Origin of the sequence: Chitinophaga niabensis, assembly GCF_900129465.1 — a bacterium.
Taxonomy (GTDB): Bacteria; Bacteroidota; Bacteroidia; order Chitinophagales; family Chitinophagaceae; genus Chitinophaga; species Chitinophaga niabensis.
Genome location: NZ_FSRA01000002.1, coordinates 538519 through 560725, shown reverse-complemented (window position 1 = coordinate 560725; position 22207 = coordinate 538519). Strand labels below are relative to the sequence as shown.

The 22207-nt window shown below is 37.3% G+C and carries 19 protein-coding genes; 8 read left to right on the top strand and 11 right to left on the bottom strand.

What is annotated here, in order from left to right:
- Positions 1-10 precede the first annotated feature (10 nt).
- The 6 genes from BUR42_RS19180 (at position 11) to BUR42_RS19155 (ending at position 7198) form a co-directional block, all read left to right on the top strand.
- On the top strand, positions 11-1438 hold the full coding sequence (locus BUR42_RS19180; RefSeq protein WP_074241051.1) for a RagB/SusD family nutrient uptake outer membrane protein: 1428 nt from the start codon (positions 11-13) through the stop codon (positions 1436-1438).
- Positions 1439-1464: 26 nt separating this feature from the next.
- Complete coding sequence (locus tag BUR42_RS19175) at positions 1465-3984, top strand: metallophosphoesterase (protein ID WP_234979721.1); 2520 nt, start codon at positions 1465-1467, stop codon at positions 3982-3984.
- Positions 3985-4090: 106 nt separating this feature from the next.
- Positions 4091-4378, top strand: a complete 288-nt coding sequence (locus tag BUR42_RS19170; RefSeq protein WP_074241046.1) for a hypothetical protein — start codon at positions 4091-4093, stop codon at positions 4376-4378.
- A 90-nt stretch (positions 4379-4468) separates the two neighbouring features.
- Positions 4469-5725: a DUF4221 family protein gene (locus BUR42_RS19165; RefSeq protein WP_074241045.1), complete on the top strand. Its 1257-nt coding sequence runs from the start codon at positions 4469-4471 to the stop codon at positions 5723-5725.
- A gap of 6 nt (positions 5726-5731) precedes the next feature.
- Positions 5732-6271, top strand: coding sequence for a hypothetical protein (locus BUR42_RS19160; RefSeq protein ID WP_074241043.1), 540 nt, complete (start codon positions 5732-5734; stop codon positions 6269-6271).
- Between the two features lie 9 nt (positions 6272-6280).
- Positions 6281-7198 carry a metallophosphoesterase gene (locus tag BUR42_RS19155; RefSeq protein ID WP_074241041.1) on the top strand — a complete coding sequence of 306 codons (918 nt, stop codon included), beginning with the start codon at positions 6281-6283 and terminating at the stop codon, positions 7196-7198.
- Here BUR42_RS19155 and BUR42_RS19150 read toward each other — a convergent pair.
- The 7 genes from BUR42_RS19150 to BUR42_RS19110 all read right to left on the bottom strand — a co-directional run bounded on the left by BUR42_RS19150 (position 7188) and on the right by BUR42_RS19110 (position 14413).
- On the bottom strand, positions 7188-9344 hold the full coding sequence (locus tag BUR42_RS19150) for a lanthionine synthetase LanC family protein (protein WP_074241040.1): 2157 nt from the start codon (positions 9342-9344) through the stop codon (positions 7188-7190). The two genes, BUR42_RS19155 and BUR42_RS19150, sit on opposite strands and share 11 nt — an antisense overlap.
- A gap of 9 nt (positions 9345-9353) precedes the next feature.
- A complete protein-coding gene (locus BUR42_RS19145; RefSeq protein ID WP_074241038.1) occupies positions 9354-9623 on the bottom strand; it encodes an HTH domain-containing protein in 270 nt (89 codons plus the stop codon).
- Between the two features lie 222 nt (positions 9624-9845).
- Positions 9846-10817 carry a helix-turn-helix transcriptional regulator gene (locus BUR42_RS19140; protein WP_159442303.1) on the bottom strand — a complete coding sequence of 324 codons (972 nt, stop codon included), beginning with the start codon at positions 10815-10817 and terminating at the stop codon, positions 9846-9848.
- A gap of 500 nt (positions 10818-11317) precedes the next feature.
- Positions 11318-11788 carry a nuclear transport factor 2 family protein gene (locus BUR42_RS19130; protein WP_074241032.1) on the bottom strand — a complete coding sequence of 157 codons (471 nt, stop codon included), beginning with the start codon at positions 11786-11788 and terminating at the stop codon, positions 11318-11320.
- Positions 11789-11847: 59 nt separating this feature from the next.
- Positions 11848-12423 (bottom strand): Crp/Fnr family transcriptional regulator, encoded by a 576-nt coding sequence (locus BUR42_RS19125; RefSeq protein WP_074241031.1) that lies wholly within the window; start codon positions 12421-12423, stop codon positions 11848-11850.
- A gap of 380 nt (positions 12424-12803) precedes the next feature.
- Positions 12804-13847 carry an alpha/beta hydrolase gene (locus BUR42_RS19115; RefSeq protein WP_074241029.1) on the bottom strand — a complete coding sequence of 348 codons (1044 nt, stop codon included), beginning with the start codon at positions 13845-13847 and terminating at the stop codon, positions 12804-12806.
- 11 nt (positions 13848-13858) lie between these two features.
- A complete protein-coding gene (locus tag BUR42_RS19110; protein WP_074241027.1) occupies positions 13859-14413 on the bottom strand; it encodes a DapH/DapD/GlmU-related protein in 555 nt (184 codons plus the stop codon).
- 364 nt (positions 14414-14777) lie between these two features.
- Here BUR42_RS19110 and BUR42_RS19105 point away from each other — a divergent pair, with 364 nt between their 5' ends.
- Entirely contained in the window at positions 14778-15350 is a 573-nt protein-coding gene (locus BUR42_RS19105) for a helix-turn-helix domain-containing protein (RefSeq protein WP_234979719.1), read from the top strand.
- A 135-nt stretch (positions 15351-15485) separates the two neighbouring features.
- Here the strand turns inward: BUR42_RS19105 and BUR42_RS19100 are convergent, their stop codons facing one another.
- On the bottom strand, positions 15486-15833 hold the full coding sequence (locus BUR42_RS19100) for a winged helix-turn-helix transcriptional regulator (protein WP_074243097.1): 348 nt from the start codon (positions 15831-15833) through the stop codon (positions 15486-15488).
- Between the two features lie 76 nt (positions 15834-15909).
- Here BUR42_RS19100 and BUR42_RS19095 point away from each other — a divergent pair, with 76 nt between their 5' ends.
- Positions 15910-16713 carry an SDR family NAD(P)-dependent oxidoreductase gene (locus BUR42_RS19095; protein WP_074243096.1) on the top strand — a complete coding sequence of 268 codons (804 nt, stop codon included), beginning with the start codon at positions 15910-15912 and terminating at the stop codon, positions 16711-16713.
- Positions 16714-17155: 442 nt separating this feature from the next.
- On the opposite strand, the gene BUR42_RS19090 is transcribed toward BUR42_RS19095, so the two are convergent.
- From BUR42_RS19090 to BUR42_RS19080, 3 genes are all read right to left on the bottom strand, one after another.
- The gene (locus BUR42_RS19090; RefSeq protein WP_074241023.1) at positions 17156-21127 is read right to left on the bottom strand and encodes a restriction endonuclease subunit S; all 3972 of its coding nucleotides are present in this window, start codon (positions 21125-21127) and stop codon (positions 17156-17158) included.
- Positions 21128-21129: 2 nt separating this feature from the next.
- The gene (locus tag BUR42_RS19085) at positions 21130-21351 is read right to left on the bottom strand and encodes a helix-turn-helix domain-containing protein (RefSeq protein ID WP_074241021.1); all 222 of its coding nucleotides are present in this window, start codon (positions 21349-21351) and stop codon (positions 21130-21132) included.
- A 247-nt stretch (positions 21352-21598) separates the two neighbouring features.
- Positions 21599-22177, bottom strand: coding sequence for a hypothetical protein (locus BUR42_RS19080; RefSeq protein ID WP_084185704.1), 579 nt, complete (start codon positions 22175-22177; stop codon positions 21599-21601).
- Between the last annotated feature and the right edge of the window lie 30 nt (positions 22178-22207).

The window sequence follows — 22207 nt, the reverse complement described above, 5'->3', positions numbered from 1 at the left end:
TGTTACTATTATGAACAGAAAAGTTTATAAAAATATTCTTCTTATCGTCTTGAGTACTTTATTGTTTTCTTGTGGGAAAGACTTTTTGAATTTCCCAACAAACGAGACTATTATCAGGGATGATTATGTTAAAGATCTTTCAACACTAAATGAATTTTTAAATGGAGTTTACCTAACGTCTGCACGTGAGTTTGGAGGAACTTCAGTTCTTTACCCGGAGATAGTAGCTGATAATATCAAGCCGGCAGCAGGAGTTTCTGCTGAGCAAGCACCATTTGGCTTACATTATACTTGGTCTCAATATGCTGATGAGCCTTTTGGCGCAACAAAAAATCTTAACAGTGATTCCTATGCACTATACTCTATTGTAGCAGGATGCAACTTTGTGATTGAAAAAGTGGCGAAATACAGGCAGGAGAATGAAGATAACGCCAACTTAATTGAAGGGCAAGCACTGGCTCTTAGGGCAATGGCATATTCATATTTGCTAAACTATTTTTCGCAAGCCTATTCCTTTACGGGGGATGCCTCCCACGTAGGTGTAGCGATTAATAACTCTATTGATTTTAGGGCACTGCCAACAAGAAGGAATACGGTTGCAGAAGTTTTTGATTTTATGATTAATGATCTGAAAAGATCAGTTTTATTGCTTCCTCCTGCAAGTGGCAGCACATATATGATTAATAGGAATGCTGCCAAGGGGTTGTTAGCACGAGTTTTACTAGCTAAAGGAGATTATGGACAAGCAAGGCAGTATGCAAAAGAAGTTTTGCAGCTAAAACCCATAATGACTCAGAACTATCCAGCGGCCCTTTTTACACCACAAGAAACAGAGGCATTGTTTCAACTTTCGCAAAGCGATAAATCACTTATAATTTTCAGTTCTTACTATTTACGAGGAAGTATTTTCTTGCAGGCTACTTCAGATATTGCATCATTGTATTTTGAAAGCCCTACAGACGTACGTCGAGCATGGGTGACAAAAAGTGCCACTGGATGGACAGTAACAAAATATCCACAAGGTGTTGTACCTGTTCCTTCCACCGCTTATGCTTCCATTGGCTATACACCTACACTACTAAGATCATCTGAAATGTGCCTCATTTTAGCGGAATCATATGCAAAAATGGGAGATAATTATGTTGATAGCGCCCGATTCTTTCTGGATGCTATCAGAAAAAGAGCTGATTTAAATGCCAAAGTTTCAAATGCAAGTGGAGCTGCGCTTTTGGATTCCATTTATAAGGAACGAAGAAAAGAACTTTCTTTTGAAGGGTTTAGAATGTTTGATCTCATGAGGTGGAAGCAAGGCGTAAATAGAACTGATGTAACAAATCCACAGTATAAACAATTGCCCTATCCCAGTGATAAGGCGATCGCACCCATACCACTTCGTGATGTTCAACTTGCAAAGTTACTTCAGAATTCCGGCTATTAATTATGTATCTCAAAACTGTTGTCATTATGTTGTTTCCACTTATTAGTTGTTTATTATTATTCGGGACGGTTTCAAATGAAAACTTAGAGAAGAAAAGAGCAATACTCGAAGTTTCTTTTCCTAATGAAATGAAGGTTCCATTGCAAGAACTAAAATGGGTTCAAGCTGATCGATCAGGCCTTGTCCAAAGGGCTGATTGGAATGCCTCAACGCCTGTTAGGAATGGTCAAACGCTTAAATGGAAGGTAAATACTTCGGCACCGATACTGTTTCAAACCCTTTTTTTTGATAAGACAATAGTTGGAAGTTTGATTGAACCTGGAGATAGTATTAGGATAACAATGGAAGGGGATAATATATCTTATTCTGGTGTAGGCTCTGAAAAAATAATTATTTACCAAGAAGTTTTTGGTGATTGGGCTAAACTGCAAAAGCCGGCTAATACCTCTCCTTTTAGTACAAATTCATTAGATGATTATCTGGAATGGGACCGGTATCTTGAAACTAAGAGAACGATTACCAATGATATCCTTAAGAAATATGAATCTAAACTATCCCTTTATTCCACGAGATACATGAAATCTTTTTTTTACTCTATTATGGAGAAAGATAGACTGGTTAAATTTATGGCTTTGTGGTACAAAAGAAAAGCACTAAATATTAATGCTCAGAAGTTTAACGAAATTTATGATTCAACAATCAGAAGGCCAGAAGCATTATGGCTTGGTTCCGAAACTGCAATTGCCTCATCGGCACATCCCTTATATCTTTTTGCGGAGGCGGAAATCGTGAGGGATCATAATTTTGAATTTTCGCCAGGAGGAAGCGATAGAGATGCAAAATTTGAATTTTGGAAAATGAAGTACAACAAAATGAAGGAACTTTATACAGGGGAAAGATTGGATGCGGCATTGAGATATTTGTTCACATCAGTTGGAATTCGTAGGCTTGCAATGTATCCTCCTTTCGAGAAAGCGGTTAACGAGTATTATCAGTCGTCAGCTAAAAGTATGTTTAAGGAAGAAGTAAAGAAGTACCAGGATAGGGAGTTGGGGCTCTTAAAAGGAACCGAGAATGCTATACCATTACTCTCACTTTTGAGGAATAATAATGGTTCATTCTGGGTGAATCCAACAAAGAACAGAAGTATTGTGCTTTATTTTAACCAACAGAACTGTAGGGATTGCCCAGGAGTTACAAGTATGATTGAAAATATTCTAGGCAAGTTTAAATATGATACGAGCTTGCTTGTATTAGATATTGCTAGAGTAAAAGATGAACAGGAATGGGCAAAGGCACTAAAGGAAGGAAGGAAAAGTGTAAAGGGGGCAGAACAGCTATTTGTTTTGGAAGAGGATCTCAAAACAGGAGCGGATGAGTCATATGGATTAAGTGATTCATATTCATTGATAGTTGTGGATCAACGAGGCCGTATAGTTCGTTTAACGGCTGCAGATCCTCTGGATGACGGAGAAGGATCTCTTACTGATTTTATTGATCATCAATTAGCCTTGACTAAAGATGGTCCATATGTATTGCATAAAGGAGATTCTCTGATATCCTATTCTTTGAATAAGAGTGCGAAACAAGAATTGTCTTGGGGAAAAAATACGCACGAACAGGCTCTATTATCCGGGACTGATAAGTTTCTTGAAAATTTTGATATTAAGTTGAAGCGTGAACTTAAAGTAGAACCATCTATTTTCTCTAGGCCAAATAAATTAATGGTATTGTCTGACATTGAAGGGAACTTCAATGCATTACGTAAGCTATTAGAGGCCGGTAAAATTATAGATAAGCAGTTCAACTGGATTTTTGGTGATGGTCATCTGGTTTTTTGTGGGGATATGTTTGATCGCGGTAGTCAAGTAACAGAATGTTTATGGTTATTATATATCCTGGAGGAAAAAGCGAAGTCCCAAGGTGGATATGTTCACTTTGTATTGGGAAACCACGAAATCTTGAATTTAAGTGGAGATTTGCGCTATTTAGTTCCCAAGTATCTTGAGAATGCAGAATTGATGGGGGTACCCTATTCAGTTTTATATAATGAGCAAAGTGAGTTGGGACGATGGATCCGCACCAAAAATGTAATTGAAAAAATAGGAGATTTATTGTTTGTACATGGAGGGATCAGTAGTGAAGTGGTTGATCTGAATTTGCCAGTGACAGAGATAAACGATATATCTCGAAAATTCTACAGTCGGCAATACGAGGCGATGAGAGATAGCGGTAAGGTACAAAGTATTCTGTTCAATGGAACATATTCCCCTTTCTGGTTCAGAGGTTATTATCAAAAAGATCAGAAACAGGATTTGGAACCATTGGTTGATAAAGCCTTGGGGAAATTTGATGTTTCTCATATCATTACTGGGCATACGATAGTTGCTGATACAATAAGCACCTTGTTCAATGGAAAAGTAATTAATACCGATACCAAACATTCCAGGGGTAATTCTGAGATGCTATATATAGTGGATCAAGATTTTTATAGAATTAATTCGAAGGGTGAAAGGCACCTATTGTTCACAAATAGGAAAGAGTAATTTTTTAAAGTGAGAAAAATGTAGAAAACTGAACGTTTTGTGCAGCCAACGCTGGTAGATTTGTATTGTAATTATTTTCTTATTTCTCACTTTAAAAAGATAATTTATGAAAAGGTACTCTTTTGTAGGCATGCTGCTCGTTGCTGCAGCGGGCGTGACTACTATCTTAGGCTCTCAATCTGCAAATGCAAGAGGAAACGCCATTAATGGAACATTAATTCCAGAAAGCTTCCCTATTGATGCAAATGACGTTTCTCCATTAACTTGTACAATTGATCAAGTTGTGAGAGAAACTTGTTCTTACTCAGTAACTGGCGTTGCTTCTGGTACAGACCTTCTTACCCTTACAGGAGTTAATGGCAATCCGACAGAGTATAGCACTACTGCGGACTAATACCTAATCAATTGTTTAATTATTTACTGAAGCTGGTCTAAGATATCTTAGGCCAGCTTTAATTATCAATCAATTAGGAATAACTTGGCCATGGTAACTTATGTTAAAACACGGAAATTTGTAGCTTTATCCGGATTTTCTTTTCTGTGCATATTCTTTCAATTAGTTTCTACGGGATGTAAAGAATCTTATCGACCGACTACTTTGCTACAGAGTCAGTATATATATTATGAGCCTGACTATAATAAAATAGGCTTAAAAGCTACTCGCGATAGTTTACACTTTTCTTTACCCGATGACTTTTATCATCTTATTAATTCCTTTAATGTGTTTCAGGATGGAGGTACGACGTACGCTGCTTTCCTAAATAAAATGTCACATTCCATTTGTATTTACAATGTCAAAACAGGCAATCTAGAGAGAAGAATATATTTGCATGACTCATTGGTCGGGAAAAAGATGAATAATGTAACTACTTATTGCTGGAAACTTGACACTATATTAACAGCAACGAGGCATGGTTTATATGTGATGGATTCTTCTGGGGCAATAAAATCTAGTATAAAACTGCTTGAAGAAAAGGGGCGTAAGCATCTTGGAAGTGATTTCCTTTCATCCCTTTTCCAGACAAGATTGGATAATACAGCCCCTCCTTTTTTCGATGGTGACATTCTTTACTCCTCAATCCGGCCTGCTTATGCAACCTCAAGATCCTTATCTGCCCAGCAAAATTTGAGATTGGTTTATTGTTTCAACAAGAAAGAGGAGAAACCATCTTTAATCTATAGTTTTCCTAAAGTATACCAGGAAGGATATTTTGGGTATTATTATTTGAATTTCTCTTATTGTATAAATGAAAAAAGAGAGTTTGTAATGAGTTTTTCCGCCGATCCTAATATGTACGTAACTGACCTAGTAGATACAAGCAGGTCTTTTTGGGGAAGAAGCCAGCAGCAAGTAGCTGATATTAAGCCTTTTGCCGGAGAGGTAGTAGAAGATAGAAGGGAAGAGGGAGATCATTACGCAAAGAGCGGTAGATACGGTCCTGTTTTTTATGATCAAGCTCATAAAAGATACCTTAGGCTCTTCACGACTGGTTCATCTAGAATTAGACAAGATAGGCAAGATACAACGAAAGCTGCCAGTAAGGGATATGTGTTAATTTTTGATGATTCATTTAGAATTATTGGGGAATCTGAACTGCCTTCAGGGATAAGCTTTGTACAGTTATTTATTACTCCTGAAGGGGCAATTTATACAAGAACTAATTATAATGATGAAAAGGCGATCCATTTTGTTCGATTAGAGTATGTAGATGAAAGGAGAACAAATTTGACAGAAAAATAGTATTACATGAAAACAGTAAATATCTGTATATGCGTTTTAATATGCTTATTAGGTTTCCTTTCCTGTAAGGAAAGTGGGGTGAGCAACAGGAATAATGCTTTTTGGATTGACGAACCGGGGAAGCAGGATTCTGTTTTCCAACAATTGGAAGCGATTACTTACGGAGCAGTTGCCGGGGAAAAATTGAGAGATTCCCTTGCCTTTCTCATTGTTCCAATTAGAGAGAGTTGTCCCTCCTGCTTGGATAAGACAATTGATAGTATTCTTAGTTATAAGGATCGTCTTGATGAAAGGTGCATAATTGTTATTTCGATGGCAGCAGGGAGAAAAACAGTTAATTCATATTTTAGGGAGAGGAAGGGAGAGCTTCCAATAATTCCGGGGCAGCTAATATTAGATAGCATTAATTTGGCGGCAAAATTTAACTTGTTTGAAGCTAATCCTGCCATTTATTACACGTTCGAGGGAAAGGCATATAAAAGGGTAAATGCATATCCTAGAACCGTTAAGCAAGATCTACATAATTTTTTTAATAAACATTTATAAGCAATTTATATGGGCTTCCATGCTAGGTTACCTTTAGAATTACCGCAAGAGGCTGCTGATAAAGATGGGTATTTTTCAGTTGTATTAAAGTCGCAATTGACAGTAGAGCAAGCAATATACCCAGAGCCTAAAAAATTATTTATACTTTCAGATATTGAAGGAGATTTTGTTGCATTAAGCAGACTTCTTCAGAAGGCAAGGGTAATTAATTCACAATTGAACTGGACTTTTGAAGATGGACATCTCGTTATCTTGGGAAATCTTTTTGACCAGGGTGAGCAATTTGTTGAGAGCCTGTGGTTTTTATATGGACTGGAAGGTAAGGCACAGAAGTATGGAGGATATGTGCATTTTATTCTTGGGGATCATGAAATTGTTAGTTTGAATGGAGCTTGGAGAGAGCTGCAGCCAAGATATGCAAATCAGCTAAAAAAGGGTAGGAATGCTTACATTACCTTGTTTGATGGTAATATGGAAATATGGAGATGGCTTAAAACAAAAAACATTATTGAAAAAATAGGAGATTTACTGTTCGTTCACGGCGGCATTTCCAGGGAGTTATTGAATTTTGATCTTAACCTGAAAGAAATTAATGATGCAGCAAGAAAATACTATATGCATGCTAATAGAACGTTTTCTGACCCACTTCTCCAATTAATATATAATAGCGTTGAGTCTCCACTCAATTTAAGGGGACACGATTCTGGGACAGATGAGGAAGAAACTATTAATGCTGCTTTGTCAAAGTATGGTGTAAGATCTATTATTACGGGACATGCTGTCATTGAACATATTTCCCCACTTTTTAACTGGAAAATGATCCATGTTGGTTCTAATCGCAAGGAAAACAATTTTCAAGCGTTGTATGTTAAACGGGATAAGTACTACCGTTTGGATTTAAATGGAACAAAGGTGCTTATGAAGTGAAGCTATATTTTTCTGGAAATAAAGGGAAGTGAATAAGATCTGGATTTACATACCGGGTAAGAAAATGAAGAATTCCACTTGTGCCAATCATAAAATTCCCTACAGGCTGCCTTTCTTTCTCAACTAGCCAATATGGGCCATATTTCGGATGTACTTTTTTCAGATTCATTATGAGCTGAGCGATGTGATCAGTTCGCTTCTTCCATTCTTCTTCTTTCAAAATTCTAGAAGCTTCTATATAAACTTCAGCTATGCCACTTAAACCAGCATACTGACTAAGGCTTCCTATCAAGATTTTTTCTGGAATATTGAATAGTATTTCTTTTGAGAATTCTTTGTACGCTGGATGCTGAAATAAATCATATGCTCTTAAGAAGGTAAAAGCGATCCCTGCTAATCCTTCACCCCATCCATGTCCAGTTTTTTGAGCTTTAGCATTCTGTAGGTACTTCCCTTTTTCTGAATTCCTGACCTTTTTCATTAGTTCTTCCAACTTTCTTTCTACAACCTGTAATGTTCCTTTATGTTGATATGTTCGACCAAATTCCAGTAGAAAAAATATCACTCCTGCATCGCCATGAAGAAATCCCAAACTTTGATTCTTCTCTTTATCCCCCCCCAATTTTATTTCTTGTCTTTCCAAAATATTTCCAACAATTTGTTCAAGCCGAATAATAGTTGCCTTGGGATTATAATCTTTGCAATGTAGGTTTGCAATGCCTTGACCGGCGATTCCAGTTGCAATTCCATAATTCTCTAACCGTCTTTCCAATAATTGCGCAATCCAAGTGTCATAGTTAGGCTGCCATTCAATTAAGCCAGTGTTTAATGCGAACGACAATGTAGAGGCAATTCCATCTGATCCAAAATGTAGCCCTGGGTTTGAGTTATTTAATCTGTCGGAGTATTTATTAATAATTAATTGCATTCCAACTGTAGTAGCTTTTTGAGTTGGAGAGATATCCAAGCCGGCCTTTTTTGCAATACTAAGATAATAAAGTATGCCTGCGATACCTTTACTGAAACTGGCGTACCAAGCCTTAGTAATTTTATCATTATCTAATTTAGGAGTTGGGTCTTGCCGCATACTCTCAGAAAACCAACCTTTTTCCTCAGTGAAGAATAATGGACTTTCTAGTGAAAAAATCGATTTCTGCAATGTTTCAAGAATCTCTTCATTTGAATAATAGGATTTGGTTGACAGTTTTCTGCTTTTTCTTGATTTTAGATCTTTTCGATATTCTATAAGGGTTTCCTGGATCCCTTTAGCCGTTGGGCGATTAGAACTTATCGGTTGTAAACAATCCGTAATTATTTTAGCTATTTTTTGATCTGGTATTAAGAAAGAAACCTTTCTTTCTACATCCTTTCCTTCAGTGTTATTTAGTTTTAATGGGTTGATGTCGCACCAAGCGTGTAGCATAATCATACCAAATGAGTATATGTCTTCCTTAGTGCTTGGATAAATATTGGCAGCTTCCTGCTCAGGGGACATAAATCCTCTAGTTCCGAGCATAAAGGGAGGGGAAGGAAATTGTCTGTCCAGTGAATAGGTTAGTTCCATGTCAATAATTGCGATTTTGTTTCCAGGTGTTATGATGAAATTATTAGTTGTTACATCCCTGTGAATAAATCTTAGTTCATGTATTTTTTCCAGTATTGCGGCAATTTGAATAAGTAAATTTAGGATCTTCATTCCTTTTTTTGTTCCATTAATAATCGAATCTCTAATTGTGCCTTTGTGCTTCTTAAAATATTCTCCTAAAGATTCGCCTTTGATTCTCTCAATTGCCAAATAATAATTTCCATTTTCTTCAAACGAACCTAGAAATTTGGGTATTCGTACTTTATCCTGTAAAATTTGATGTAATTCTTTCTGCCAAATGAGTCTATCTTTAATATCGCGGCCATGAATGTCTTTCGCGTCTCCATATGTTCCTTCCTTGATTACACAAATCCCAAAATCAAATAAGCTTTTAATATATAAACATTTGACTACATCATTCTTTTTGCTTTCCTTAAAGCTTTTTAGAATAATGTAATTGTAACCAATTCGCTTACCACTTTTTTTTTCTGCCTTACTAAGTTTATTAATTGGTTGCTCTGTTTGATCTATTTCTATATTTACAATATTCTCCTCAGTCATAAATTAATTTTAGAGTATAAATGGAATTATTATCAATAACTCAACATGCTTTTTGAAGAAAAAGGAGATTTTAAAATACCCCTCTTCATCATAATAATAACTTTGCCGCCCATTATCAAATTTAATAGGTGCTCCAAAGTCCTTCATCAGATTGAGGTACTTATAAACACATCTCTCAGATATGCCAATTCTACTGGCTAGTTTCGTAGGGGTTCCAGTGGCTTTAGTTTGGATAAGTCGGTCAATACGCTCTAAGCGCTGCAGGGTGTCCTTAGTCATGGATAACACTAATTTATATGGTAATCTCTAAAGGTGAAATGATGGGTAATAACAATAACATAACCGTATTTAACTCTGCGCCGCAATAGTTAAATATTCGCTCATATCTCAAGCTAAAAATAAGGCCGGGTTAATACATCTGTATCTTCTTCTATAAAGTTGAGATAATTAACATTAAAATAAAATAGCGTATCGGACATATTTGTTGTCTTATTGGACATTTTACCGCCGTACAACTTCACTGGGAGGATGCCCGAAGTAAGCGCGATACCTTCTGCTGAAATTCCCATAGTCCCCGTAACCTACCATTTCCGATATTTTATGCATTGTGAGATTTGTAGTAAGAATGAGTTCTCTGGCGGTTTCCAGCCTGGCGCGTCTTACAAACGACTGCAGTGATTCCGCATAGACTTTTTTGTATCCTGTTTTAAGCTTAGAAACGCTGATATTATAATCGCGGGCAATTTCAACATTGCCTAATTCCCGGGATAAATTATTAAGGATGTAAGCATGGATGGTTGTAAAGAGAAGTGTATCGTCATTGGCTGGAACGGAAATAGAACTTTGCTCTGCATCCTTTAGGGCATTGGCCATTAGTAAAGAGATGTTAGCAGGCAATTCAAGCTCTTTCATTTTATAAGAGGGGAAGGTTTGGCGTATTTCATTGATGAGTTCATAAAGACGGTTGATCATTATTCCCGCAGAAGGCATTACATAGGCAGATTGGTTTTTTTCCGACTTATCCAGCAGCTTTTTGATCAGATCTGAATAGGGGGCCAGTGCCAGTAATTGCTCACGAGTGAAATCAATGTGGAAGGATTCATACACTCCACCTTTTTCCAGCCAGGCTTTATGGCTGGCGTTGCTTACATTGAAGAACCCGAACTGTCCTGCACGTAACCATAGAGATCCCACATCGGCCAGTTCGCAGCGGATGCTTCCTTTCATCATAAAATGAAGAGCCGAAACAGGTTCGGCAGAATAAGGAGCAAGCATTATGTTCTTCCTGGCAAAGAATATATGGTTGCAGACAGTGAATCCATTGATCTGCATTACCTGGTGAATAATACTCACCGCAGCGGATTCTTCAAGAATAGCCTGAGCATAGGGATAGATATGTGGGCGATACTGCAATGGGATTTCAGTGGTAAGGGTAATTTCTTCTTCTGGCACGCCTTTAATGATAAACCGCATGTGCGGCTTGGTTGAAAATGGATAGCTCAACATGTCTGAGGGTTACTTGGTTGTCTTAAATTGGGAAAATCGGATTTAGGTTAAATAGTATTTACTGTATACTGGCCGGTAGTAATTTTAAGCTAAACTGTTAACCAAAATTAGGGCTAGCTAGTGCAATTAAACCAATTAACATACATCAAGGCGCAGTCATAGCGATTTTTGTTAATATTAAAGGATGGTTAATACCTTATACTTGTTATTATCAATATTTTGAAAAATAAAAATCACAATTACTTAACATTGAAAAGTAGTATAAAAGTGAGGAATCCTAATCCGAATTTGTTAATACCAATCCTAACGCTAATGGATATGTGGTTTTGATTTGTTAATAATCCTTTCAGAAAGTTTAATCAGTTAGCCTGATGAGTTTAAGGTCTATATGTATTGTGCGTAACCGGCAGGCATAATGAAAAGGCGATAATCTATGATTATCGCCTTTTAGAAAGCTGTTTGATCGCCTACCCCTCCCTGTAAGCATCCCAGATCCCCGACAAATCCTGGATGATCAGTATATCCCTGATCAATCCTCCCTCAAATGTAAATATCGCAGCATAAGGGCTCCTGTACGTTGCCCCGGTCTTCTTCAACGTATAAGCATCATCACCCAGTATAATCACACGGTTCCCCGCTTCAATGAACTCCATAGGCACCTGTTGCTTAAACACCGCCACATCCTGCAGTATCACATTGAAATAACGAGCCACTGCTTCCTTCCCACGAAACTCCCCACTGATCGGAGTTCCATCAGGTACAGTTGATTTGAATTTTACATCGGGCGCTAAGATGTCTATCAATGGCTGGAAGCTCCAGGTCCTGTCTGTTTCTTCCATAATGGCTTTTAGCCTGGCCACATTGGCAGATGTTTTTCTCTCAAACATATTATTACATGCTGCCAAAAAGAGCAATGTTCCTGCGAGTACATTTTTCATGATGTTGATATTTGTACTTCAAAGGAACGACCATTGCGGACGGCAATTTTTAATCTACATTAAAAATTAGCTCGTAATACACTCAGGAATTGCTGGGTAATGCCAAGGTAAGAGGCGATATATTTTAGGGGAATACGTTGCTCCAGGTCCGGGTACTTTAGCCTGAACTCCTGGTACTTCTGCTCGGCGGTTTCGAACTGATTCTGGATGATCCTGTGTTGCTGGATAACCAGGGAATTCTGATACCTGATCCTGAAAAAGCGTTCCATCTTGGGGATGTTTGCAAATATAGCATCAAGGTCGGGCCTCGATAGTTGAAGGACCTCTGCGTCTTCCAGGGCCTGGAAAAAGAAGCTGGCAGGTTTGCCGGTGAAATAACTGTAGAGATCATTAGCCCAATGATCCCGGTCTGCCAGGTGAATGACCCTCTCACGCCCTTGTTCATCTATATAATACATAACGAGGCAGCCTTTCACGATGTAGTTCTTGTACTTGCAGACCTCTCCTTCTCTTAATAGAAATTCCTTTTTCTTAAGCGTTGTAAAAACAAGCCGGGAGGTGATGAATTCAATTTCCTGCTCATTTAGATCAACGAGCTGAAGGATGTTGTGGATGATGGAAGGGTATTCAGACATATACAAATGTAACAGATAGTACGATTATACTATTGCCCCAGCTCCTATATTCCCGCAGTTTTGCTTTTAAAAAACATGGCGAGTTAAAGGACAAACCCTGGAGGAATACAAAGGTGTTTTATCAGTAGTAAAAGATCTGATCAAACAAGCTCCGGGAGTCATTTTGCAGTGCGCCCACCCAACTGATGATGGCTGGGCGGTTATGGAAATATGAGAATCCAGGAAGGCAGACCAATGGTTCACTAAGTATGTTGTGGCTCATTTACCACCGGGTATCCATCCGGAACGCGCTTATCAGGAACTTCACAATGTAGTGGAGAAATGGAAAAGGGACAAACTATTCGTAATTGTCTTCTTTTAGAATTGTTGGCTGCAATACTTTATTTGAGATGTTCTTTAAAAAACATGTCCAGTTTCCAAAAAGGAATTTTATCCATTCGGTCGTATAAGTCAACATGAACAGTATTAGGAATAATCATTAGTTCTTTCGGTTCAGAAGCCGCTTTGAAGGCATCTTCGCTGAAATAACGCGAGTGTGCGTTTTCCCCTGCTATCAAAAGCATTGGTCTTGGTGCAATTTCTTTAATGTAGCTTAATATCGGCATATTCATAAAAGATAATGCATTGGTGGCGTTCCAGGCACCTGCAGAATTTAGAGAACGTTCGTGAAAACCTCTTGGTGTGCGGTAGTAATCAAAGTACTCCTTTACGAACTGTGGTTCATTTCCCTGCAATTTTTCTGCGTTCAATCTTGCTCCGGCAGCAAATGTTCCTGCTTCTGCATCTTTCCAACGTTGTTCTCCTAATTGTTCTAATAGTTTTGTGCGCTGTTCAGGCGTTGTAGCATCATTATAGCCTTTAGACATTACCCTGCTCATATCATACATACTTGTGGTGGCAACGGCTTTTACACGCTTATCAATAGCCGTAGCGTTTAAGGCAAATCCTGCAAAACCACAAATGCCGATGATGCCTATTTTATTGCGGTCAATATTTTTTTGAATCCCGAGAAAATCTACTGCTGAACTAAAGTCCTCTGTATTAATATCCGGGGACGCAACAGCACGGGGTTCACCACCGCTCTCGCCTGTATACGAGGGGTCGAAAGCTAATGCTGCAAAGCCACGCTCTGCCATTTGGTAGGCATACAATCCAGATGATTGCTCTTTCACTGCTCCGAAAGGTCCGCTAATGGCAAGGGCGGGTAAATTTTGATTCCCGGCATTTTTCGGAAGATATAAATCGCCTGAAAGCTTAATTCCATAGCGGTTTTTAAATGTTACTTTCTGGCGGGTTACTTCATCGCTTATTGTAAAAGTGTAATGCGCTGTTGTTTGCATTTTTTGATAATTTGATTTTTTGCTTTGGGTTAACGCGTGTTCAGCTATTAGAAACATCATTGCGATTAATAATATTTTTTTCATCCTTATTCTGTTTATAATGATTTAATAGCTTTTGCTGGAATGCCTGCCACCACAGTATTTGCTGGCACATCTTTCGCTACCACAGCACCTGCGGCAACAACGGCATTTTCTCCTATGGTGATTGCAGGAAGAATGGTGGCGCCGGCACCGATCCAGGCATTTTGTTTAATATGAACTTTGCCCGGTATGAGCGATTGCCTTTCGACAGGCGATAAGGGGTGCCCTTCGGATAGTATTTTTACTCCTGGGCCAATAAGTACATCATCTTCGATAATGATGCCTCCCAATGCCAAAAAAGTACAATTGAAATTGATGAAGACATTTTTTCCGATGTGTATATGCTTGCCATAATTGATATAGAAGGGCGGAAATATAACTACTGTTTCGTCAATGACAGTGCCGGTAATTTCCCCGAGTATTTTTCTGACTTCTCCGGAGTTGGAAGAAGCATTTAACTGTTTTAATAAACGGATGGTGGCGTAAGAGGCATCCCTCAAATCTTTTATTTGCGGATGCAGTGGCCCCACAGTTGTTCCCTTTTTCAGATCATTAAAGATTGTATTCATCTTACTTAATTGAGATACAAAATTACAACCGGTACAGGTATCATTTATTACACCATTTACGCCAATAATGTCAAATATCACTTATCTTAGTTTTGTTAATTTACAACAGATGAGTAAGAGAGAAGATCCCCGCATTTTGTTATTGGAAGTAAAACAGGAAGCAGATCTACCGAAAAGGTTTTATGAAGTATATCATACACATTTATATTGCCATAAGGGCAGCATTAAGTTTTCGTTTAACGATCAGCTGATGGAATGCAAAGGCGGGCAGTTCCTATTTTGGTTTGCCGAAAGCAGGCTGTCGGGTTTACATTTCTCAAAAAACTTTCAGGCCATTGTACTTTTGGTAGAAAAGGATTTTTTGATGAATAATATTCCTGATCAAAGCTGGAGCATCAATGCGCAATTACACTCGAGGGTGTACCCGGTAAAAACGGGCATCACCATACAAGACAAAGAAAAAATCCTGACAAATTTTAAGAGACTGAACGAACGCTTCCTGGAAACCGGCCACCGCTTTTATGAGGAGGCCCTGAAACTGCAAATGCAATTATTCATCCTGGAAATGTGGCACACGTTTGCCAATGAATACGAACAACGCAAACACAGCCTGCAAACGGGAACCTTGTATGAACGCTTTATACAACTACTCCAACGGCATTGCATGCAACACCGTGAGGTGCAGTTTTACAGTAATGAGCTAAATATAACTGCTAAATATCTAAACCATTTGTGCAAAACCCATTCGGGTATTACTGCTTCGGAATGGATACAGCGGCACGCCAAAGAGCGCATCATCATTTTACTGCAAAACAAAGGCCTGAACATATCCGAAATTGCCGATGAAATGGAATTCAGCAGCCGCTCATTTTTTACCCGTTATGTAAAAAAGCTATTAGGCGTAACGCCTAATGAATACAGAGGAAGATTGCGGTGATAAAAAACAGGAAGGGAAATTTTCTCCGTTAATTTTAATAGATATGTTTTCCTGGCAGAATAATTAATTGATGGTGTTTTGTCATCTGCGGGGAGAAGGTTACAACTTTCGAACCGTTTTGGGGCTGATTTGTGCCTAGCTTTGCCTACTAATCTTCTTTTTATGGTTCTTTCCCCATTCTTCCATCGGCTTTGCTATTTTCTCTATGGTCAAACAGTACGCTGTTACTGCATATTCGATCCTTATGGGGTATTCGTTGACGATTGTCCTACTGATCAACAAATTTTCCTCCAGCTGTTTTAGCTCTTTGGAAAGTGCGCGATTGGTAATCCTGGGTATGGAAGCCAGGATATCGTTGAAACGCCTGTTCCCGTAATAAATCGAAAGGATAACAGGTATTTTCCATTTTCCACCTATTACAAACATCGTATCCTGTATTGCGCGAATCTTTTCCTGGAGTCTTTTCTCGTTCTGTAATATCATTTTAAGTATCCTTTTGTATACAGGTATCAAATATATACTTTATGAGGGGTACTTTTGTTCCACACAAAATAAATTCATGAAAACAGTATTCATTACCGGAACTTCATCCGGAATAGGAAAGGCAACAGCAAAGCTGTTTCAATCCAGAGGTTGGAATGTCATCGCCACTATGCGCAAACCGGAAAACGAAACCGACCTGTCGCAGTTGGAAAATGTAACATTTTTGCCATTAGATGTTACCAATATGGAACAAATCAAATCGACTGTAGCAAAAGCAACTTCATTATTTAATATTGATGTGGTGATTAATAATGCGGGATATGGCCTGATGGGTGCTTTAGAAGCTTTTTCTGATGAGAATATTGTGCGCCAGGTGGATACCAATTTTCTTGGAACTGTGCGTGTAACCCGTGAGTTTATCCCTTATTTCAGGAAAGCAAAAAATGGCTTGTTCATTAATGTTACGTCCATAGGCGGTCATACCAGCTTTCCCTTTACCAGCGTTTATAACGGCACGAAATGGGCAGTGGAAGGCTGGAGCGAATGTATGTCGATCGAACTGTCCATGTTTAATGTTGGGGTTAAAACCGTGTCGCCCAGCGCTACCAGGACCGAATTATTCAGCCACAACTCGGACATAACGCCACTTCCGTTTTACGATGCGGTTGAAAAGAAAATGCTGGACATGATCAATCCCGATTCCACACCTGAGGAGATCGCAGAAGTTATTTATGAAGCAGCAACAGACAACAAAGACCAGCTACGTTATTTTGCCGGAAAAAAATCACAGGCAATCTATGACCACCGCCAGCAGATAGGTGCTGAAGCTTCAAGAAAAGAGCTTAAAAAAATGTATTTTGATGGTCTGGGTACTTTATAAGGGAACACTTAGGTGTTAAACCAACCTGTTGGTACAAAACTCGAACTACTTACCGGAGGATTTAAAGCTTTTATGAAGAGATTTTTGGGAGCAACAAAATTGATATTTGTATTTCTCACTAAAGCTTGCCTTATGATATTTTATCAGCTTAGAAGTGAATTGGATTTTCCCATTTAACTATAAAAAAAAGCACTGATTTCCAGTGCTTTTTTTTATCTGCGGGCTACGAGGGACTGATTTCGAACCGATTCATGGCCGATTTAGAGAAACTAATTCACAACAGAATTGTCTGTAGTTCCGACAAGCCAAATATTTAGATTTTTTAATTTAATTGAAAATTTCATTCTAAAAGATTTTCGCCAGAAGATTGGTGAAATTCTTTAGACAAATCTTGTTTTTAGAAAATCCAACCATTGATATATATTATTGTTTAGCTGTCGTTTCACTTCTTCTTTTGATATGCTTTTTTCGACTTCGTCTCCTTAGCAGCTTCGGACTCAGTCACTCCAGTTAAATAAGACTTAATTACCACTTCTTTACGTTTGGCGATTCCTATGATAATCTTTTGCAACTCCTCAATTTTCACTTCTCTCTTGAAAACTTCTTTAATTAGCTTGGATTGAATTTCTTTAGACGGTACTCTTACACTAAGGCTTCTCATGCTATCCATCGACGCCCGATTGGTTCGAGAAAATCTTATCCGTTCTCCTTCTTTTTGAAGCACCCAGGCCAAATATTTAGGATCAATTTTATCGCTTTTTACGCGTAATACCCCGCAATGGTCCGTTGGGTAAAAGGGTTTATTTTCAGGAATATAATTTACCATCCAATCACCATCAATTCCCCATAGGACAGATGGTACGTCAAAACTTTCAAGCAATTCCTTCTTTATATGCCCGAAGGGTTCAAATACGTTTGCACTATAAACAGGAATACCAACTCCAATATTATTAATTTCAGTCTTTAATACACGTTTGCCGATCGAAATTTCGAAACAATCAGTATCACTTATCCTAAAATTAGTCTTTGCTTTGGAAAAAGCTTCTTCAAAAAGATCCTGAATTTCCTTTCTTAAATCATATAGCGATTTTCGTGCATTTTCCGCATCTTTATCAATAGCTGAGCAGGTATCTATAATCTGTTTTTGAACTTCCGGAGGAGGAACAGGAATTAATATTTCGTCAAAAGTACTGACAGTTATTGCGTCAAACTTGCTTCCATATGCTTTTGCTTTGAACTGCATGAGTAGTTCTCCAAGAACGTAATATAAGTACGAATTAGTTATTCCGTTTTTAGCTCTCAAACCATAACATGATTGATTAAATGTCATCCTCTTCGCGACTTGTGCAAAGGCTCCAACAGTTCCTCGTGCAGATAAGATTATTTCATCAGGAACAAGATAATTTGTGTTGCTATTATCAAATCCCGATTGGGTTATAGTTTTTTCTGTTTCTGAGACAAAGCGATTTCCATTATTAAAATCAGCCACACTTAACCAAGGGATGGTGCCATTCCAATATTCCGCAACAGTAGTCGAAGGTGTCCCCCCGCTAATTATGTCGACTACAGAAGACAGCTTTTTAAGTTCCCATTTAGACTCAATTTTTATTGTACTACTCGGGGAAAGACTGATTGATTTATTAAAATTTGGCAGTTTAAAATTCATCATATCAACCAAATCAGAGTATATAGTCGTTGAGCCCAATGATTCAGGTATTTCAAAATCTTCACCTTTAAAATTCTGATGGATCAGATAGTTAATTTTCTCAGTATTAAGTTTGTTTTTAGGATCATAAAGCGGAGTGTTTATATTATTTAAATTGAAAATATTGCTCAAAACGCGTTTATCATCCTCTTCTAATTCCAAATTTTCATCTTCATTGTCATCAATTTCGGATTTCCCTAACTGAATACCGCCTAAATATTTAATTCCTTCATTTCCTTTAGCTGCACTCCATTCATAGCCCAGAAATTCTTTTATTTCTGTAGTTTTTGATGGGCTTTTAATGATCAATACTTTTTGAGGATTCTGACTTGCTAATACAAAATAGTAGAGCTTTTCTTTCTCATTGTCAATAAGGTAAGAGGCTAAACGTCTTTTTATTTCCGCATTTTGCTTTTCTTTCGTAAGTTCTTTAAAAAAACTCTTCTTTTTGAGGTTTTGTATATCAGACCACTTGTCAAATTCCCGTTGATAATCTTTGAAAATTTCGGTACTAAGTAATTCTTCATTAGGTTCCCCTTTTAAAAGAGTTTGATAATCTGCAAATTTTAATTCTAAGTGACTGCAATACTGCTTTAAAAGATGCTCGTCTTCAAACAGCCCGTCTTTAGTTTTATCAAAGTTGAACCAAGCATTAATCCGGTTCCTGAAGTGGTCTGCTGGTGCCGGATTTTCCTTTTTTCGCCTAATAAAAAGGGTAACGGTATTCGTACCTGTTTTACCAAATGTCCCGCTCCCAAATTCTGCAATAGCCACAATATCAAAATACTTTAATAAAAGTTCACGTGTGGCTACATAGATATTTGTTGACCGGGATGTACTCTTAGCTTTCCCTTTAGTAAGAATAGACGAAGGCACAATTATTCCGGCCACACCTCCAGGTTTTAGCAACTGTTTTGCCCGTTCAATAAAGAATGTTTCAATACTATTATTGCTTGAAAAGCTTCTTTCTTCAACAGTTTCAATGAGCTGATACTTTTTCCTTTCCGTTTCAGTAAGAGTTTCGAGGAACCCTTTTACACTGTATGGAGGATTAGCTACCAAGAGAGAAAAACTACCATCCTTGATATTTTTATCGTCCATAGCTTTGCCGGAAGATAAGGCATCAGCATAGACAATGTTGATATTATCCTGTCCATACATAAAAGCAGAAACCTTAGCCACTTTGGATAATCGATATTCTTTTTCTATGCCAAATACATTTTCATAGTAGTCTGTTACATTGCCTTCCTTCTGCTTTTCGACTATCGATTTGATTTCTTTAGCATACTCATTCAGGAAATGTCCGGCACCGCATGCGAAATCTATTACTTTCGGTATTTCATCTCGTTTGGTAATAATATCCTCGAGAGGGAGTGATTTAAGGATAAACTTTACAATAGGCATTGGCGTAAAAAATTGCCCTTCTGACTGTTTCACACCTTGGTCAAGAAATCCTTCAAACATATCGCCTAAAAACTGGTTTTCTTCGCTGGCAGATTCACTGTCTGTTTTCAGCCGAAGATCCTGAAGCATTTTAACAATCTTTAAAAGAATGGCTGTATTTTGATAAAACAGCTTTTCGTTATGCACATCAATAAAACCGAAGTCGTTGTTATTAAAGAACTTTAATTCTCTGAAATATTTTTTAATGGTGTCTTTTGTAGCGTCTGGATCGTTTTTGAAAAAATCAAACGCTTTGTCAATTTGATCTGCGCTAATGTATACAACATCTTCACCTAGAAAGCGCTGCATGCCATCCTGATAAAGTTTTTGTAGACGATCAATTAAACTAAATTGATCATCATATGCAATACCTTTCCAGTAAAATTTTAATTCTTCGGGATTATTAGTTTCATCAACTATTTTACATAAGAATAAGCTTACCAATTTGTCAAAAGCATTTTCGCGACCTGATACATTATGCTGACGTAAAATTGTTGCAAATTCATGATATTTTCCCTGAATATCATTACTGCTTATTGTATTTAAATCTTTAAGAGAATATTTAGTTTTCCCAATCTCATAGGCAGGAATATCATCTTCAAATATTCCTTTAGTTGCAAAATCTTGTTGATAAGTTTCACTCCAAGCTTTAAAAATATCCTCCACATCAAGCCCTTTTGCCTTTTCAAAAGAAAGAGGGGACTTTTCTGCAAGTTCTAGAAGCAATTTTTCGTTGTCCTTTAAAGTAATAAGATAATTATTCCAAACAACCTTGCCATTTTGATAATCTGAAGAATATAGGCATACAAATTGGGTACTACCTGCTTGTTTTACATAAGACAATATTTGACCTCCGTTGATTAGAGTTTTCTTCCAAGCAATATCAAATTCCTTTCCTTCTGTTTTGCATTCAATGATTATTAAAGATTTTCCAGAATTGTCCTTAACCATTATATCAGCACGGCCTCCACTGGCTCCATGGCCAAGTTTCCACTTTGGTTCAAGTTCAATATGATTCGGTTTGTAACCTTTTTCAAAAAGTCTGTTTACGCACTCAAATACTACAAAATTCTCGTTTTGTCCAAAGTTACACGTTTGCCTCTCGTTGACCTTAAGGCCTTTATCCTCAGGATAGATAAGCTTTCCATTTTTAAAATCAACTTTAAGATAAGCGTCTATTTCAGGATATTTTTTTGTGAATAAATCCCGATTACCTAGAAACCCTATAGTAATTAAAAGCTCTTTAAAATTTTCTTTTGTAATCATCTTTACTTTTCGTTTTTCAACTTCAATTCTTTGAATATCTCATTGAGCATTTCTCCTGGATCTATATCGATAGCTAAACCGATTAAATATAATTCATCAGCACGTAGTTTCGTACTAGCACTGGAGGTAAGCTGAGTCAACCGAGATTTACTTATACCGGTTCTTCTGGAAATTGCGGCCTTATTTACGGACTTTTTGGCAAGAAATAAGCCTAGTTCTGTCATTTTGTATCGATTATCTAAACGCAAATTTAGAAAAGTATTACAATTGTTGACACTTATTATACAATTTATTGAATATATTTGACAAACATACTTTGTTTAGGAGATGCGACATAAATATTTAGACGAGTTACTCGCATATACTTCCATTTGAAGCCTTATTATTTCCTTGATTTTATAGAATAGGGGAAATATTGAAAACTAATCCAATTCACTTTATAAGATGTACTATGGTAATATCATAGGTCTTCTAGTAGCTTACTTTACAATTTTCACAGATATCCTCCAATTTTACAATCGCATTTTTCCAAATTCGCGAATTAAAATCGTTTCTCTCCAAATCTTTAATATAATTCCCCAAAGATTTATTTAAGGCAAGTACAAATTTAGTAGCATTTACTGTCTTATTTTTCTTATCAAGCAATGAATCCTTTCTAAGAATTCTCCAAGCATTCGTTGTTTCGGCTTGATGTAGAATACCACATCTGATATTTGAATAAAAATCTACGGCAATTGAATCGAAATTGGGAAAAAGTTTACTTTCTCTTTTGAAAAAGTCTTTAAACATTTTCAAACCCACACCTTTTCCTTTAGTATTTTTTTTCCCCTGCACAAAAGACTCCATTGTTTCAATCATTAAGCAGGAGATCGCCATTTTTAAGAATCCACTATCTATTTTTTTTAAGTGTTTTACATAACGATTATAAAATCTATGATTTATCAGTTTAATTAAATTCTCTTTAGACTGTTCGTTTTTATTTTTTATCCATTGCTTCGTCTGTCCAACTGTAATATTTTCTGTTAGTAAGAAATTATTAACATCTGTCATTTTATACTTGTTTTTTTATTTAAATTATTT

Excerpts from the sequence above, each read along its gene's own strand:
- BUR42_RS19160 (WP_074241043.1), top strand. The coding sequence starts at position 5,732 with ATGAAAACAGTAAATATCTGTATATGCGTTTTAATATGCTTATTAGGT.
- BUR42_RS19115 (WP_074241029.1), bottom strand. The coding sequence starts at position 13,847 with ATGAAAAAAATATTATTAATCGCAATGATGTTTCTAATAGCTGAACAC.
- BUR42_RS19180 (WP_074241051.1), top strand. The coding sequence starts at position 11 with ATGAACAGAAAAGTTTATAAAAATATTCTTCTTATCGTCTTGAGTACT.
- BUR42_RS19145 (WP_074241038.1), bottom strand. The coding sequence starts at position 9,623 with ATGACTAAGGACACCCTGCAGCGCTTAGAGCGTATTGACCGACTTATC.
- BUR42_RS19105 (WP_234979719.1), top strand. The coding sequence starts at position 14,778 with ATGAATAATATTCCTGATCAAAGCTGGAGCATCAATGCGCAATTACAC.
- BUR42_RS19125 (WP_074241031.1), bottom strand. The coding sequence starts at position 12,423 with ATGTCTGAATACCCTTCCATCATCCACAACATCCTTCAGCTCGTTGAT.
- BUR42_RS19100 (WP_074243097.1), bottom strand. The coding sequence starts at position 15,833 with ATGATATTACAGAACGAGAAAAGACTCCAGGAAAAGATTCGCGCAATA.
- BUR42_RS19095 (WP_074243096.1), top strand. The coding sequence starts at position 15,910 with ATGAAAACAGTATTCATTACCGGAACTTCATCCGGAATAGGAAAGGCA.
- BUR42_RS19110 (WP_074241027.1), bottom strand. The coding sequence starts at position 14,413 with ATGAATACAATCTTTAATGATCTGAAAAAGGGAACAACTGTGGGGCCA.
- BUR42_RS19085 (WP_074241021.1), bottom strand. The coding sequence starts at position 21,351 with ATGACAGAACTAGGCTTATTTCTTGCCAAAAAGTCCGTAAATAAGGCC.
- BUR42_RS19165 (WP_074241045.1), top strand. The coding sequence starts at position 4,469 with ATGGTAACTTATGTTAAAACACGGAAATTTGTAGCTTTATCCGGATTT.
- BUR42_RS19150 (WP_074241040.1), bottom strand. The coding sequence starts at position 9,344 with ATGACTGAGGAGAATATTGTAAATATAGAAATAGATCAAACAGAGCAA.
- BUR42_RS19155 (WP_074241041.1), top strand. The coding sequence starts at position 6,281 with ATGGGCTTCCATGCTAGGTTACCTTTAGAATTACCGCAAGAGGCTGCT.
- BUR42_RS19140 (WP_159442303.1), bottom strand. The coding sequence starts at position 10,817 with ATGCGGTTTATCATTAAAGGCGTGCCAGAAGAAGAAATTACCCTTACC.
- BUR42_RS19080 (WP_084185704.1), bottom strand. The coding sequence starts at position 22,177 with ATGACAGATGTTAATAATTTCTTACTAACAGAAAATATTACAGTTGGA.
- BUR42_RS19090 (WP_074241023.1), bottom strand. The coding sequence starts at position 21,127 with ATGATTACAAAAGAAAATTTTAAAGAGCTTTTAATTACTATAGGGTTT.
- BUR42_RS19175 (WP_234979721.1), top strand. The coding sequence starts at position 1,465 with ATGTTGTTTCCACTTATTAGTTGTTTATTATTATTCGGGACGGTTTCA.
- BUR42_RS19130 (WP_074241032.1), bottom strand. The coding sequence starts at position 11,788 with ATGAAAAATGTACTCGCAGGAACATTGCTCTTTTTGGCAGCATGTAAT.
- BUR42_RS19170 (WP_074241046.1), top strand. The coding sequence starts at position 4,091 with ATGAAAAGGTACTCTTTTGTAGGCATGCTGCTCGTTGCTGCAGCGGGC.